The sequence below is a fragment of the Phenylobacterium sp. SCN 70-31 genome (assembly GCF_001724605.1).
Lineage (GTDB): Bacteria > Pseudomonadota > Alphaproteobacteria > Caulobacterales > Caulobacteraceae > Phenylobacterium.
Window position 1 is genome coordinate 75,015 of record NZ_MEEX01000016.1, and the last position, 13,938, is coordinate 88,952.

Genomic DNA, 13,938 nt, shown 5'->3' on the forward strand with positions numbered 1-13,938 from the left:
GAATCACGGGCCTCGATATCGTATACCGACGTTATATCAGAGCACAGCTTCCGCCCCGATCCGACGGGCCCGGACGAGAGCCTGGACGACATGCTCTCGCGCCTGAAAGCGCAGCTTTCGCGGCCCAGGGCGCGCCCCAACCGCTACCCTCCGCCGGACGCCGGCCACTTCGCCATCAGCCGCCGGCCCCAGGGCGGTTCAGGCGGCGCCGAGGCGCCGATCCCGGTCGACCGCCCCCTGCCCGACGGCCACACCACCTAGCGGTTCACCAGCGACTCCATCGTGAAATGGGCGGCCAGCACGCAGGTCGCCCGGCCCTCCGCCGTGGAAACCGTCGCGGGCTGGCCAGGTCCGGGCAGGAAGAACCATTCGCCCCGGACCGTCTTCACGCGCAGGGCGTTGGGACTGGTGAACTGGCAGACGGGATAGGTTTCGGTTCCCCAGCCCGCGCCATATCGCAGGGAGTCGCACGACATGTGGCCGAACTGCCGGGCGAAGACGACATCGCCGTAGAACGTGGCCTTCGGCGCCTTCAGGCCCCGCGCCTCGAACTCCGCCCGGCTCAAGGCTTCGCAGGGCGGCCCCTCGATCGTGGCGCCCGCGGCGCGTGTCAGGGCCGCGTCGCGCTGGCGCAGATAGCCTCCGCCGAAGAGGAACGCCGACATGCCCAGGCCGGCGAGGAATCCCACCGCGACCAGGACATTCCGGCCGCGACGGCCTCGTGGTGCATGCGTGCGCACATTCGCCATCTGTCGATCCTCCCCATCGACAGATTACTTATGTAATTTTCTAATGCAAGCCGGCCCGCGTCAGGCCGCCAGCTTCTCGGGCGCCCCCGCCGAACGGCCCGCCGCACGCGAGAACCGCAGCACGCCATCCTCCAGCTTGGAATAGCGCAGGCTCATCAGGTCGAGCGCGTAGTTCTGGTTCAGCTTCCACGGGACCTTGTTCCCCTGCTTGGGGAACTTCGCCATCGCCCGCTGGACGTAACCCGACGAGAAATCCAGCCACGGCTCGAACGTGACCGAGGGATCGTCGTTGACCGGGACGACGGTGGTGGAACCCGTCTTCTTCATATGGTTCAGCAGGCGGCAGACGTACTCGCACGTCAGGTCGCACTTCAGCGTCCAGGAGGCGTTGGTGTAGCCGAAGGCCGACGCGAGGTTCGGCACGCCTTCGTACATCATGCCCTTGTAGGCGAGCGTCCGGCCGGGATCGACGGCCTGCCCGTCCACGCTGACGGCGATGCCGTTCCAGACCTCCAGCACCAGACCGGTGGCCGAGACCACCACGTCGGCGTCCAGCTCCTGACCGGACTTCAGGCGAACGCCCCTCTCCGTGAAGGTCTCGATGTGGTCGGTGACCACCGAGGCCCGACCGGACTTGATCTCGTTGAACATGTCGGCGTCGGGCGCCAGACACAGTCGCTGGTCCCAGGGGTTGTAGGTGGGGGTGAAATGACGGTCGACATCGTAGTCGGGGCCGAGTTGCTCGCGCACCATCTTGATGATGTTGGCCTTGACGGCTTCGGGCTTCTTCCGCGCGAGATTGAAGAAGTACATGCCGAACAGCACGTTGCGCCAGCGCACGATGTCGTACGCCAGCTTGCCCGGCAGCTTCGCGCGGAGCCAGTTGGCCATGGCGTCCTCGGCCGGGCGGCTGACCACATAGGTGGGCGAGCGTTGCAGCATGGTGACGTGGCCGGCCGTCCGGGCCATCTCGGGCACGAGGGTGACCGCGGTCGCCCCAGAGCCGATCACCACCACCTTCTTGCCGGCGTAGTTCAGGTCTTCGGGCCATTGCTGGGGATGGACCAGCGCGCCCTTGAACGACTCCACCCCCGGGTAGTCGGGCGTGTAGCCACCGTCGTACGAGTAGTACCCGCCGCACATGAACAGGAATCCGGCCGTGAAGGTGCGGGTTTCGCCGCCGACCCGCGCCTCGACGGTCCAGCGGCCGTCGATGTTCGACCAGTCGGCGCGCGTCACCTTTTGGCCGAAGCGGATATGACGATCCAAGCCATTCTCGGCGGCGGTGTCGCGCACATACTTCAGGATCGAAGGCCCGTCGGCGATGGCCTTGGCCTGGGTCCACGGCTTGAAGGCGTAGCCCAGGGTGTACATGTCCGAGTCCGAGCGGATGCCGGGGTAGCGGAACAGGTCCCAGGTGCCGCCGATGGCGTCGCGGCCCTCCAGGATGACGAAGCTGCGGTCAGGGCAGGCCGACTTGAGATGATAGCCCGCGCCCACGCCCGACAGGCCCGCGCCGACGATCAGGACGTCGAAGTGCTCGATGGTCATTCCCGGTTTCCGTCCCCGAAGTGGGCGCCAGGATAACTGATCGACGTTCAGTTGTCAGGATGCCGAGGCGGGACCATCGCCGACTTCGCGCCTGGCCCCTCCCCTGCGCCCCTTCAGCCGCGCCGCGCGGCCTCGATGGCGGCCACGTCGATCTTCCGCATCTCCATCATGGCCTCGAACGCCCGCTTCGCCTCCCCACCGCCGGCCGCCATCGCCTCGGTCAGCACACGCGGCGTGATCTGCCAGGAAATCCCCCAGCGATCCCTGCACCAGCCGCACATGCTCTCCTCGCCACCGTTGCCGACGATGGCGTTCCAGTAGCGGTCGGTCTCCTCCTGATCGTCGGTGGCGATCTGGAACGAGAAGGCCTCGGTGTGCTTGAACGCCGGTCCGCCGTTCAGGCCGATGCAAGAGACCCCGGCCACGGTGAACTCGACGGTCAGGACGTCGCCGGCCTTGCCCGACGGATAGTCTCCCGGCGCCCGATGGACGGCGCTCACGAAGCTGTCGGGAAACGTCTCGGCGTAGAAGCGTGCGGCCGCCTCGGCGTCGGTGTCGTACCAGATGCAGATGGTGTTCTTGGCGATCGCCATGGCTTTTCCTCTCGATCCGAAGGCGTCTCCCGCCGTCATCGCTGCGGACGAAGCGGAAGATGATGACTTCAAGACGTTCGTCGAGCCGGCGTTCCGACACGCCGTCGCCCCGGAGGCGTACTGGAACGCGGATGTGACGGCCACAGGTTGCAAGGCTCTTGATTGTGACCGCCGATAGGCCTGAACTGCGCCGGCGGGCCGGGCTGTCCCGTGGCCCTTCGGGAAGGCGCCTCGGCGGCCCGATCGGGCTTCGCACCTGTAGCGTTCGGGTTTTCCGCCCCTGCGGGCGGCGTCGGCTCCGGCCGGTCGCCGGGAGTACATTCCAGACTGCCAATTGTTCCTTCCTTGAAGCCCTTCGTTCCGGGAGAACGCCCATGAGATGGTTCGTGAAGGCCGCGGTCGTGAGCGGAACCGGCGTCATGCTTGCGGGCTCCGCCAGCCCGCCCAGCCTTTCCGCCGACGCCCTGGCCCTGCTCGATCCCACCCGTCTCGCCGCATCGATGTGCGCGCCGCGAACGTCGGGAGGCGCCCTCACCCGCGAACTGCTCATCGCGGCCGCCGTCGCCGCGCCTGCGGCGCAACTCAGACCCATTCCGCTGTATCCCGACCTGGCGACCTCACCGTTCGGCGTGACGACCGCAAGCGCCGAGGCGCAGCGCTACTTCAGCCAGGGCCTGCTCCTCACCTACGGCTTCAACCACGCCGGCGCCGTCCGCTCGTTCCGCGAGGCCCAGCGCCTGGATCCTGAGTGCGCCATGTGCTGGTGGGGCGAGGCCGTCGCGCTCGGTCCGAACATCAACGCCCCGATGGACGACCGGGACCGGGACGCGGCGCTGGCGGCGATGGACAGGGCGATGGCGTTGCGCGGCCGGGCAAGCCCTCGGGAACGGGCGCTGATCGAAGCCGTCGCCCATCGGTATTCCCGGGATCCGGCGGCGGATCGGGGAACGCTGGATGCGGCGTACGCCGATGCGATGCTCGCCGTGGCGCGCCAGTTCCCCGACGACCACGACATCGCGGTCCTGGCCGCCGAGGCGGCGATGGACACCACGCCGTGGAACTACTGGGAGGCCGACAAGCGTACGCCCGTGGGGCGGAGCGGCGACGCCGTCCGCCTCGTCGAGAGCGTCCTGAAGCGCGATCCCGCCCATGTGCAGGCCGCGCATCTCTACATCCACCTCATGGAGGCCAGCGATCCCGAACGGGCCGAGGCGGCGGCCGATCGCCTCTCGTCCCCGCTGACGCCGAGCGCCGGCCATCTGGTGCACATGCCCGGCCACATCTACGCGCGGCGCGGCCGCCACGCGGACTCGATCCGGGTCAATGTGGCCGCGGTCCGCGCCGACGAGGCCTTCATCCAGGCCACCGACGACCAGGGCCTGCTGCGCTACGGCTACTATCCCCACAACATCCATTTCATCGTGACCTCGGCGCAGATGGCCGGCGACATGACCACCGCCATCCGGGAGGCGCAGCGGCTCCGCACGGTGCTCGACCCCGAGACGTCATCCAGGATCGCGTGGATTCAGGTGATCGACGCCGCGCCCTATCTGGCGTTCGCGCAGTTCGCCGAGCCCAGGGCGATCCTGGAGATGCCCGCCGCCGACGCCCGGCTCCCCTATGCCGTGGCCATGCGGCGCTACGCCCGTGCGGTCGCCTATGCCCAGTTGCGCGATCAGAAGGGCTTCGACCGCGAGATGGCGGGCATCGCCGCCCTCAAGGACTCGGACGCCTTCGCGGACATGATCGAACAGGGCATGCCGGCGAAGGATCTCCTGACGCTGGCCGAGGCGGTGGCCCAGGGCCGCATGGCGTCGGCGCGGGGACGGCATGGCGAAGCCGCCGCGCACTATCGCCGCGCGATCGCCATCGAAGACGGCCTTCCCTACCAGGAGCCGGCCTTCTGGTATCAGCCCGTCAGCCAGTCCCTGGGCGCGGCGCTGCACCAGGACGGGCGATACGCCGAGGCCGCCCAGGCCTTTCGCGCCGCGCTGGCCCAGACGCCCAACAACGGATGGGCGCTCTACGGTCTGATGCAGAGCGAAGCGGCGCAAGGGCGGCGGCTCGAGGCGGCCGCGGCGAAGCAGGCGCTGTCCAGGGCGTGGCTGGGAAATCCCCGCTGGCTCCGCATGGATCGCCTCTGACGCGGGGTGGCGCTCCGTCCCGTCGAGCGACACGTGTCCGGCGGCGGCGAGGGCTTGCCGAGGCGCGTACTGCTCGAAATCTACCCGAGGCGGATCAATGGAGCCTGCAGGTCCGGCAGGAGGTGATATTGTCCAGAAATCGTCCACGCCCACCGAGGGCGGCGTGATTTCCCCCTAGGAGGAAATGGCGGTGACGGAGGGATTCGAACCCTCGATACCCTTTCGAGTATGACGATTTAGCAAACCGTTGCCTTCAGCCACTCGGCCACGTCACCGGCTCGCAGGCGACCGAAGCGCCCACGGGAGGGCGGTTCTTAGCGGACGAAGACGCCTCTGCCTAGCCGGTCGGACGCGCGGATTTCGCGCCCGCTCCGGATCGGTCCAGCTTCAGGCCGGCTTCAGGCTCGGCTCAGGCCTGGGCCAGCCATTGCCGGGCCTGGCGCTGGGCTTCGGCGACCTCGTCGCTCGCCATCTCGCCGGCGAGTTCCTTGCGGTAGACCTTGGCCTCGACCGAGCCGCGCATCGCGGCCAGGTTGAACAGCATGTGCGCCGAAACGTAGTCGAGCGGCGCGCCGCCCTGGCCCGTCGAATACAGCAGGCCCATACGGAACAGTTCGTCGCCCGTCGCGTCCGGAGTCGGCAGCGGCAGGCCATCGGACTTCATGTCGATGCTCGCCAGCATGGTCTTCGTTCCCATCCGGCCGGCGAGCCCGCTTTTCGAGCCCTGTCACCAGCCTGTGAGCGAAGAAAATCGCCCTCGGGCTGAACACATGGTTAAAGCCGCGGTTGTCATATTGTCAGAATAGCGCCCTGGGACACCCTGCCGCAGTTCAGGTCATGGCGTGCGGGAAAGAGGTCGGCTCTGTTCAGGGACAGTTCAGCCCCGGGGACGATGATCGTCGGCGAGATGAAACGTCGGTTCCTCGTCATCGCGGCCCTGGCCGCCCTCGCCTCGGCTGCGCCGCACGCGGCCTCGGCCCAGTATCGCGGCGACGACCGCGGTCGCGGAGCCGAGCGTTCGGAACGCGGCCGTGGCGATCAGGGCCGCCCGGACCGGAGTCGCGCGGAGCGCAGCGACGGGCCCCGAAGCCAGCGACCGGCGGCGGAAGGGCGCGACAGCCGCCGCTGGGTGGATCAGGACCGCGGGCGCGAGGGCCGCGCCGAGGTCCGGCGCGACGACGACGAACGCCGCGCCCGCGTGCCGGCCCTGGGCTATGGCGACGCGCGCCGGGGACCGGCCCAGCGCTATGACGGCGGCCCGCCCGCCCGCGGCTTCGCGCCGCCCGCCTCGGCCCGCCGCGGGGGCTATCTGCCCGACAGCTACCGGGGCTCGGTTGTCGAGGACTACCGGCGCCATCGCCTGCGCCCTCCGCCCCAGGGCTACGCCTGGGTGCGCGTGGGCGACGGCTTCGCCCTGGTGTCGCTGGCCGACGGGCGCGTCTTCGACATGGTGCAGTAGGCGCTCAGAGGCCCAGCTTGGCCTTCAGGAGCTGATTGACGGCCCCCGGGTTGGCCTTGCCGCCGGTGGCCTTCATCACCTGGCCCACGAACCAGCCGATGGCCTGGGGCTTCTCCTTCACCGCTTCGGCCTGGCCGGGGTTGGCGGCGATCAGGTCGTCGACGATCTTTTCCAGGGCGCCGGTGTCGCTGACCTGCTTGAGGCCCTGCGTCTCGACGATCTCGGAGGCGCCGCCCTCCCCCGCCCACATGCGCTCGAAGACGTCCTTGGCGATCTTGGAGGAGATCACGCCCTCCTCGATGAGCTGCACCAGTTCGGCGATGGCCGCTGGGCTGATAGGACTGTCGGCGATGTCGATCCCGCCGGCGGTCAGGCGCGCGGCCAGGTCGTTGGTGACCCAGTTCGACACCAGCTTGGCGTCACGGCCTTTCGCGGCCGCCTCGTAGAAGTCGGCGCGGGCCTGTTCGGTGATCAGCACGCCGGCGTCATAGGCCGACAGGCCGTACTGCGACTGCAGCCGGGCCTTCTTGGCGTCGGGCAGCTCGGGCAGGTCGGCCTCGATGCGCTTGATCCACGCCGGGTCCAGCACCAGCGGAATGAGGTCCGGATCGGGGAAGTAGCGATAGTCCATGGCGTCCTCCTTGGACCGCATGGACCGCGTCTCGCCCTTGTTGGGGTCGAACAGGCGCGTCTCCTGCGTGATCGAGCCCCCGTCCTCGAGAATCTCGATCTGCCGGCGCGCCTCGTACTCGATCGCCTGCTGGATGAAGCGGAACGAGTTGACGTTCTTGATCTCGCAGCGCGTGCCCAGATGCCCGAAGTCACCGGTCTCGCGGAACTTCTCGTAGTCGCCCGGACGGCAGACCGAGACGTTCACGTCGGCCCGCAGGTTGCCCTTCTCCATGTCGCCGTCGCAGGTGCCCAGGTAGACGAGGATCGTGCGCAGCTTCTTCACATAGGCGGCGGCCTCTTCCGAGGTGCGCATGTCGGGGCGCGAGACGATCTCCATCAGCGCCGTGCCCGCGCGGTTCAGGTCGGCATAGGTGAAGTCGGGGTCCTGGTCGTGCAGCAGCTTGCCGGCGTCCTGCTCCAGGTGCAGTCGCTCGATGCGCACGGTGAAGGCCGAGCCGTCGTCGCGTTCGACGATGACCTCGCCCTCGCCCACGATCGGGTCCTTGAACTGGCTGATCTGATAGCCCTGGGGCAGGTCCGGATAGAAGTAGTTCTTCCGGTCGAAGCGCGACCACGCGTTGATCTTGGCCTTCAGGCCCAGGCCGGTGCGGATCGCCTGCTCCACGCAATGGCGGTTGATGACCGGCAGCATGCCGGGCATGGCCGCGTCCACCAGCGACACCTGGGTGTTGGGCGCCGCGCCCGCGCCGACGGCGGCCCCCGAAAACAGCTTGGCGTTCGACGCCACCTGGGCGTGGACCTCAAGGCCCAGGACGATTTCCCACGGACCGGTCCGGCCCTGGATCACCTTTGCATTCGTCACGTCGTTCATGCCGCCGGTACTAGCGCCGCGCGCGCCGGACGTGAAGCGGGCGCAGAAGCCCTCTTGCGCAAAGGCCGGGAATTGGAGTCAAAGTTCGGCGCGTCTTAACGGCGTCAAGACCGGGGAAAAGGAACACCCATGAAGACTATCGCCCTCGCCGCCGCCCTCGCCCTGGCCGCGGTCTCCGCTCCGGCGCTCGCCCAGGCCCAGGACCATGCCAACCACGGAGCCGCCGCGGCGCCGGCCGCCAAGCTTTCGGTCGAGTCCACGCCGATCGGCGACATCATCAAGAACGACAAGGCCAAGGCCGCGCTCGAGAAGGCGTTGCCCGAGATCACGCAGTTCTACGATCAGATCGCCACGATGACGCTGAGCCAGGTCGCGCCGATGAGCCAGGGCGCCATCGACGACGCGAAGCTCAAGGAAATCCAGGCCGAATTCGACAAGCTCTGATCCCGGACGGCCGCCTCCGCCCAGGACACCGTTCAGGGCGAGGCGGCCGAAACCGCAACAGGCGCGGGTTCACGCAGCAAAGGCGTCACGATCGCGTCCAGACTCTTCGCCGTGAACGCCCCCGCCTCGGCGTGGCGAAGCACGCCGGCCCGGTCGATCACGTAGTTGGTCGGCACAGCCCCTTGGATCCGGCCGTAGCCACGGCCCTTCAGGCGGGCGACCATCTCGAACGACAGCACGGACGCCAATGGCCCCAGATTCTGGCGCGGCGCCCCCGACACCTCGACCGCATAGATCGCCAGATCCCGGCCACGATGGCGGCGCAGGTAGTCGTCCAGTGCGGGCAGCTCGACGCGGCACGGGGCGCACCAGGTCGCCCAGTAATTCAGGATGACCACCTTGCCCCGCAGGTCGGCCAGACGGACTTCCCGGCCCTCGTAGGTCACCAGCGTCATGGGCGGCGCGGCTTCGCCCACCTTCGGCGCGGCGGACGCCGAGGCCGGCGCAATCAGGAGCGCCAGCGCGAGCAGGACGGTTCGAACATCGATCACGACAACCCCCCGGACGCCGGCGAAGCTGTGGAACGTCCGGGTTGAAGTCAAGCTTGCGGCGTCACCACCAGCGCTGGGGCTTTGCGCGGAAGTCGGCGGCCTTCTCGATCGCCGAACCCAGCGAAAAGAGCGTGCCCTCGTCGAGGTTGCGGCCGATGAGCTGGAGGCCCAGCGGAAGGCCCTGGGCGTCCAGGCCCGCCGGCACGCTCATCCCCGGCAGGCCGGCGAGGTTCACCGTCACCGTGAAGATGTCGTTGAGGTACATCGCCACCGGGTCGTCCGACTTCTGGCCCAGCGCAAAGGCCGCCGACGGCGCCGTCGGGGTCAGCAGGGCGTCCACCTTTTCCCAGGCCTGGTCGAAGTCGTCGGCGATGCGGCGGCGCACCTTCAGCGCCTTCAGATAGTAGGCGTCGTAGTAGCCGGCCGACAGCACGTAGGTTCCGATCAGGATACGGCGCTTCACCTCGGCGCCGAAGCCCTCGGCGCGGGTCTGCTCGTACGTCTCGATGAGGTTGGCGCCCTCGACGCGCAGGCCGTAGCGCATCCCGTCGTAGCGGGCGAGGTTCGACGACGCCTCGGCCGGGGCCACGATGTAGTAGGCCGGGAGCGCATATTTCGTGTGCGGCAGGCTGACTTCGACGATCTCGCAGCCGGCGTCGCGGACCCAGGCGATCCCCTGCTCCCACAATGCCTCGATCTCGGCCGGCATGCCCTCGACGCGATACTCCTTCGGGATACCCACCCGCAGCCCCTTGACCGACTGGCCGCAGAAGGCCGGGAAGTCCGGCGTCTCGACCGGAAGGCTGGTGGAGTCCTTCGGGTCGTGGCCGGCCATCGACCTCAGCAGGATGGCGGCGTCCTCGACCGTCCGCCCCATCGGGCCGGCCTGGTCCAGCGACGAGGCGAACGCCACGATCCCCCAGCGCGAGCAGCGGCCGTAGGTGGGCTTGATCCCGACCGTGCCGGTGAAGGCCGCGGGCTGGCGGATCGAGCCGCCGGTGTCGGTGGCGGTGGCGCCCAGGCACAGGTCGGCGGCGACCGCCGCGGCCGAGCCGCCGGACGAGCCGCCGGGGGTCAGGTCGGCGTCGCCCCCTCGCGCCCGCCACGGGTTGACCACCGGCCCCCACGCCGAGGTCTCGTTGGACGAGCCCATGGCGAACTCGTCCATGTTGAGCTTGCCCAGCATCACCGCCCCGTCCCGCCACAGGTTGGCGGTAACGGTGGACTCGTATGTGGGCTTGAAGCCCCGCAGGATGTTCGAGGCGGCGGTGGACTCCACACCCTCGGTGCAGAACAGGTCCTTGATCCCCAGCGGCGCGCCGTCCAGCGGTCCGGCGTCGCCGGACGCCCGACGGGCGTCGGAGGCGCGGGCCATCTCCAGGGCGCGCTCCGGAGTCTCGACCACATAGGCGTTGAGCGCCCGCGCGCCTTCGATCGCGTCCAGGTGGGCCCGGGTGATCTCCTCGGACGAGAACGACCGGTTCGCCAGTCCGTCCAGGGCGGACCTGAGGGTGAGCCCGGTCAGGGCGGAGTCCTTCGACATCTATTCCACCACCTTCGGCACCACGAAGAAGCTCTTCTCCGACCTGGGCGCGTTTGACAGCACGCGCTGAGGGTCGCCACCGTCGGTGACGACATCTTCGCGCATCGGCAGCGTCACGGCCTCGGTCGAAGCCATCGGCTCGACGCCGTCGGTGTCGACCTCGCTCAGTTGCTCGATCCAGTTCAGGATGCCGCTCAGCTCCCGGGCCAGCGGCTCCAACCGGTCTTCCGGCTCGGCGATGCGCGCCAGCCTTGCAACCTTCCTGACGGTCGCGACGTCGATGGCCATGACCATCCCTCCTCGAAACAGAGGGCGTGGGTTAGCCGCGCCCCCCTGCCCGCGCAAGGGGGCCGGCGATTTCCGACGTCGCGGGACGGCGGTCGGTCGCCAGGAGCGCGGTCAGATGTCGGCGTAGACGTGCGTTTCAGCCGCCCCGCCCGGATGGGTCGTGGCGCCCAGGTGCGCCGGCCCTACCGCCTGGGCGAACTTCCACACCGCGCCGCTCTGGTAGTTGGTCCGGCGCGGCTTCCATTCGGCCTTGCGGCGCTCCAGTTCGTCGGCGTCGACCTCCAGGTCGATCGTGCCGGCGTCGGCGTCGATGCTGATGATGTCGCCGTCGCGGACCAGCGCGATGGGGCCGCCGTCCTGGGCTTCGGGACCGACGTGGCCGATGCACAGGCCGCGCGTGGCGCCCGAGAACCGCCCGTCGGTGATCAGGGCGATGTTCTCGACCCCCTGCCCCTTGATGGCGGCGGTCGTGGACAGCATCTCGCGCATCCCCGGACCGCCCTTGGGTCCTTCGTACCGGATGACCAGGACCTCGCCTTCCTTGTAGTCGCGGGCCTCGACGGCGGCGAAACAGGCCTCCTCTCCGTCGAACACCCGCGCCGGGCCGCGATGCTTCACATGCTTGAGGCCCGCCACCTTCACGATGGCCCCTTCGGGCGCCAGCGAACCCCAGAGGCCCACGACGCCGCCGGTGGGCGTGAAGGGGTTGGAGACCGGCCGGATCACGTCCTGGTCGCCGTTCCAGACCACGCCTTCCAGGTTCTCCCGGATGGTCTTGCCCGTCACGGTCATGCAGTCGCCGTGGATCAGACCCGCATCCAGCAGCGTGCGCAGCAGCATCGGCACGCCGCCCGCCTCGCCCATCTTCTTGGCCGGATACTTCCCGCCGGGCATCAGGTCGGTCAGGTACGGCGTCCTCTTCATGATCTCGGCGACATCACGCAGGGTGAAGCGGATCCCGCACTCGTGCGCCATGGCCGGCAGGTGCAGGCCGCCGTTGGTCGATCCGCCGGTGGCCGCGACCACGACAGCCGCGTTCTCGAACGCCTCGCGCGTGCAGATGTCGCGCGGGCGGATGTTGCGCTCCAGCAGCGCCATGACCGCCTCGCCCGTGGCCTCGGCGTACTGGTCGCGGTGCAGATAGGCCGCCGGCAGCGCCGACGACAGCGGCAGCGCCAGACCGATGGCCTCGGACACGCAGGCCATGGTGTTGGCCGTGTACTGGCCGCCGCACGCCCCGTCGCCGGGACAGGCGTGCTGTTCCAGATCGCACAGATCTTCCAGGCTCATCGTCCCGGCCGAGTGCTGGCCGACCGCCTCGAACATGTCCTGAACGGTGACGTCGCGGCCCCGCCACGAGCCCGGAAGGATCGAGCCGCCGTAGATGAACGCGCTGGGCACGTTCAGGCGCAGCATGGCCATCATCATGCCCGGGAGGCTCTTGTCGCAGCCGGCGACGCCGACCAGGGCGTCATACGCGTGGCCCCGCATGGTCAGTTCCACCGAGTCGGCGATCACCTCGCGGCTGACCAGCGAACTGCGCATGCCTTCGTGGCCCATGGCGATGCCGTCGGTGACGGTGATGGTGCAGAACTCGCGCGGCGTTCCGCCCGCCCGCTTCACACCCTCGGCGGCGGCGTGGGCCTGGCGCATGAGGGCGGTGTTGCAGGGCGCCGCCTCGTTCCAGCACGACGCGACCCCCACGAACGGCTGGGCGATCTCCCGCGAGCCGAGGCCCATGGCGTAATAGTACGACCGGTGCGGCGCCCGGGCGGGGCCTTCGGTCGTATGGCGGCTCGGCAGCCGGGCCTTGTCCCAGGATCCGTCGGGCTTCCGATGCATGGGTCACTCGCCTCCGCGGTTTTTCGCGGCCCTCTCTAAGGGTGGCGGGCCGCGGGCGAAAGGGGCGTCCGAAAAATCAACTTCAGGATGAATTTTCCAGACCGCAACCCGCGTTGCTGCATTGCGGATAACGTCGGTCTCCAAACCAGCCCGAGCCTTTATTGCGCAAGGGGTCTATTTGTTTCGCAATTGCGAAATATTGGCTACTTGCGGCTCAAATGCGTCAGCAAAATACAAAAAGGGCGCGCTTTTCGCGCGCCCCTAGGTTGTCATTGGGATGAACAAAGTCAGAAACCAACAGATCATCACCCAATTCCTTCGACTCTACAAGTCTCCATGCGACTCCTGCTTTTGCACAACAGCCACACTAACTGAGTCTAATTAACTTATCGACGTTCATATTCGGCAATTGCGTTGACGACACCCCGCACCTGCTTCAGCCTTCGTGAGCAGGCGCAGGCAATAGCGCCGTCATCGAAGCTGCGGGGAGGCACTTCAGATGGGGTTGAGGCATCAGTTGCTGGCGGCCAGCCCCTCGCTGGCCGCCCTGATCGGCGCATCGGCCCAGGCCCAGTCGGCCGCGAACACCCTCGCGGAGCAGGTCGTCGCCGCGGAGAAGCGCGAGCAAGGCCTCCAGGACGCACCGGTTGCGATCCCCGCCTTCACGTCGGAACGGCGCGACGTAGACATCCAGTCCATTCGGGACATCACGAACTTCACGCCCGGCCTCCAGCTCGACGGATCACGTCTCGCTGCGAGGCCCCGGCCGGCTGACCCACGTGCTCTCGGCGGACGCGTCCGTGGCGGGCGACGCCGAAGTTCTGGTGACTGCCGCGGCGCCAGCCTCACGGGCTGGCGCCGTTCCAATTTTCACAAGAGGGCGCACCAAAGCGCCGCGCTGCTGGGAGGTCTCATAATATGAAGTTGAAAGCGTTTCTGTTCGCCTCGGGCGCATTGGCCGCGGCTGTCGCCGGCTCGGCCCACGCCCAGAGCGGCTTCACCATCGAGGAACTGGTTGTCACGGCTGAAAAGCGCGAGCAGAGCCTGCAGGACGTGCCGGTGGCCATCTCGGCGTTCACCAGCAAGCAGCGCGACATGGTTGGGATCAGCACGGTCCAGGACCTGACCAATTTCACGCCGGGCTTCGTCTACCAGTCGTCCAACGACCGCTCGAGCATGCGGGGCATCGGCCGCCTCACCAACGTCCACGCGGTGGACGGGGCGGTGTCGATCTACATCGACGGCCTGTTCACCACCTCGACGGTCCTGG

The 13,938-nt window shown here is 68.4% G+C and carries 15 protein-coding genes and 1 tRNA gene; 6 read left to right on the plus strand and 10 right to left on the minus strand.

Going from position 1 to position 13,938, the window contains the following annotated elements:
• The first annotated feature begins 90 nt into the window (after nt 1-90).
• Nucleotides 91-261: a hypothetical protein gene (locus tag ABS78_RS13485; protein WP_293379959.1), complete on the plus strand. Its 171-nt coding sequence runs from the start codon at nt 91-93 to the stop codon at nt 259-261.
• Here ABS78_RS13485 and ABS78_RS13490 read toward each other — a convergent pair.
• The 3 genes from ABS78_RS13490 to ABS78_RS13500 form a co-directional block, all read right to left on the minus strand.
• A complete protein-coding gene (locus ABS78_RS13490) occupies nt 258-749 on the minus strand; it encodes a hypothetical protein (protein ID WP_293379962.1) in 492 nt (163 codons plus the stop codon). The two genes, ABS78_RS13485 and ABS78_RS13490, sit on opposite strands and share 4 nt — an antisense overlap.
• 60 nt (nt 750-809) lie before the next feature.
• The gene (locus ABS78_RS13495) at nt 810-2,300 is read right to left on the minus strand and encodes an NAD(P)/FAD-dependent oxidoreductase (RefSeq protein ID WP_293379964.1); all 1,491 of its coding nucleotides are present in this window, start codon (nt 2,298-2,300) and stop codon (nt 810-812) included.
• A 113-nt stretch (nt 2,301-2,413) separates the two neighbouring features.
• Nucleotides 2,414-2,893, minus strand: coding sequence for a VOC family protein (locus ABS78_RS13500; RefSeq protein WP_363083238.1), 480 nt, complete (start codon nt 2,891-2,893; stop codon nt 2,414-2,416).
• On the opposite strand from ABS78_RS13500, the gene ABS78_RS13505 reads away from it, so the two are divergent.
• Together ABS78_RS13505 and ABS78_RS13510 are read left to right on the plus strand one after the other, a co-directional pair.
• Nucleotides 2,880-3,071 carry a hypothetical protein gene (locus ABS78_RS13505; RefSeq protein ID WP_293379967.1) on the plus strand — a complete coding sequence of 64 codons (192 nt, stop codon included), beginning with the start codon at nt 2,880-2,882 and terminating at the stop codon, nt 3,069-3,071. The genes ABS78_RS13500 and ABS78_RS13505 overlap by 14 nt on opposite strands.
• A gap of 196 nt (nt 3,072-3,267) precedes the next feature.
• Nucleotides 3,268-5,037: a tetratricopeptide repeat protein gene (locus ABS78_RS13510; protein WP_293379970.1), complete on the plus strand. Its 1,770-nt coding sequence runs from the start codon at nt 3,268-3,270 to the stop codon at nt 5,035-5,037.
• 185 nt (nt 5,038-5,222) lie between these two features.
• Here the strand turns inward: ABS78_RS13510 and ABS78_RS13515 are convergent.
• Nucleotides 5,223-5,312, minus strand: a tRNA-Ser gene (locus ABS78_RS13515).
• 134 nt (nt 5,313-5,446) lie between these two features.
• Nucleotides 5,447-5,719 (minus strand): sel1 repeat family protein, encoded by a 273-nt coding sequence (locus ABS78_RS13520; protein ID WP_293379973.1) that lies wholly within the window; start codon nt 5,717-5,719, stop codon nt 5,447-5,449.
• Between the two features lie 225 nt (nt 5,720-5,944).
• Here ABS78_RS13520 and ABS78_RS13525 point away from each other — a divergent pair, with 225 nt between their 5' ends.
• On the plus strand, nt 5,945-6,496 hold the full coding sequence (locus tag ABS78_RS13525; RefSeq protein ID WP_293379976.1) for an RcnB family protein: 552 nt from the start codon (nt 5,945-5,947) through the stop codon (nt 6,494-6,496).
• 4 nt (nt 6,497-6,500) lie between these two features.
• Here the strand turns inward: ABS78_RS13525 and gatB are convergent, their stop codons facing one another.
• A complete protein-coding gene (gene gatB, locus ABS78_RS13530; RefSeq protein ID WP_293379979.1) occupies nt 6,501-8,000 on the minus strand; it encodes an Asp-tRNA(Asn)/Glu-tRNA(Gln) amidotransferase subunit GatB in 1,500 nt (499 codons plus the stop codon).
• 129 nt (nt 8,001-8,129) lie between these two features.
• On the opposite strand from gatB, the gene ABS78_RS13535 reads away from it, so the two are divergent.
• Nucleotides 8,130-8,444 (plus strand): hypothetical protein, encoded by a 315-nt coding sequence (locus ABS78_RS13535; RefSeq protein WP_293379982.1) that lies wholly within the window; start codon nt 8,130-8,132, stop codon nt 8,442-8,444.
• Between the two features lie 32 nt (nt 8,445-8,476).
• Here the strand turns inward: ABS78_RS13535 and ABS78_RS13540 are convergent, their stop codons facing one another.
• From ABS78_RS13540 to ilvD, 4 genes are all read right to left on the minus strand, one after another.
• Nucleotides 8,477-8,995 (minus strand): TlpA disulfide reductase family protein, encoded by a 519-nt coding sequence (locus tag ABS78_RS13540; protein ID WP_293379985.1) that lies wholly within the window; start codon nt 8,993-8,995, stop codon nt 8,477-8,479.
• A gap of 61 nt (nt 8,996-9,056) precedes the next feature.
• The gene (gene gatA, locus ABS78_RS13545; RefSeq protein WP_293379988.1) at nt 9,057-10,538 is read right to left on the minus strand and encodes an Asp-tRNA(Asn)/Glu-tRNA(Gln) amidotransferase subunit GatA; all 1,482 of its coding nucleotides are present in this window, start codon (nt 10,536-10,538) and stop codon (nt 9,057-9,059) included.
• Nucleotides 10,539-10,826 (minus strand): Asp-tRNA(Asn)/Glu-tRNA(Gln) amidotransferase subunit GatC, encoded by a 288-nt coding sequence (gene gatC / locus ABS78_RS13550; protein ID WP_293379991.1) that lies wholly within the window; start codon nt 10,824-10,826, stop codon nt 10,539-10,541.
• Between the two features lie 111 nt (nt 10,827-10,937).
• A complete protein-coding gene (gene ilvD / locus ABS78_RS13555; protein WP_293379994.1) occupies nt 10,938-12,668 on the minus strand; it encodes a dihydroxy-acid dehydratase in 1,731 nt (576 codons plus the stop codon).
• A 918-nt stretch (nt 12,669-13,586) separates the two neighbouring features.
• Between ilvD and ABS78_RS13560 the strand changes: the two genes are divergently transcribed.
• Nucleotides 13,587-13,938: TonB-dependent receptor plug domain-containing protein (locus ABS78_RS13560; protein ID WP_363083243.1), on the plus strand; the 352-nt coding region annotated here is incomplete at its 3' end.

Excerpts from the sequence above, each read along its gene's own strand:
- ABS78_RS13485 (WP_293379959.1), top strand. The coding sequence starts at position 91 with ATGCTCTCGCGCCTGAAAGCGCAGCTTTCGCGGCCCAGGGCGCGCCCC.
- ABS78_RS13490 (WP_293379962.1), bottom strand. The coding sequence starts at position 749 with ATGGCGAATGTGCGCACGCATGCACCACGAGGCCGTCGCGGCCGGAAT.
- ABS78_RS13495 (WP_293379964.1), bottom strand. The coding sequence starts at position 2,300 with ATGACCATCGAGCACTTCGACGTCCTGATCGTCGGCGCGGGCCTGTCG.
- ABS78_RS13500 (WP_363083238.1), bottom strand. The coding sequence starts at position 2,893 with ATGGCGATCGCCAAGAACACCATCTGCATCTGGTACGACACCGACGCC.
- ABS78_RS13510 (WP_293379970.1), top strand. The coding sequence starts at position 3,268 with ATGAGATGGTTCGTGAAGGCCGCGGTCGTGAGCGGAACCGGCGTCATG.
- ABS78_RS13520 (WP_293379973.1), bottom strand. The coding sequence starts at position 5,719 with ATGCTGGCGAGCATCGACATGAAGTCCGATGGCCTGCCGCTGCCGACT.
- ABS78_RS13525 (WP_293379976.1), top strand. The coding sequence starts at position 5,945 with ATGAAACGTCGGTTCCTCGTCATCGCGGCCCTGGCCGCCCTCGCCTCG.
- gatB (WP_293379979.1), bottom strand. The coding sequence starts at position 8,000 with ATGAACGACGTGACGAATGCAAAGGTGATCCAGGGCCGGACCGGTCCG.
- ABS78_RS13535 (WP_293379982.1), top strand. The coding sequence starts at position 8,130 with ATGAAGACTATCGCCCTCGCCGCCGCCCTCGCCCTGGCCGCGGTCTCC.
- gatA (WP_293379988.1), bottom strand. The coding sequence starts at position 10,538 with ATGTCGAAGGACTCCGCCCTGACCGGGCTCACCCTCAGGTCCGCCCTG.
- gatC (WP_293379991.1), bottom strand. The coding sequence starts at position 10,826 with ATGGCCATCGACGTCGCGACCGTCAGGAAGGTTGCAAGGCTGGCGCGC.
- ilvD (WP_293379994.1), bottom strand. The coding sequence starts at position 12,668 with ATGCATCGGAAGCCCGACGGATCCTGGGACAAGGCCCGGCTGCCGAGC.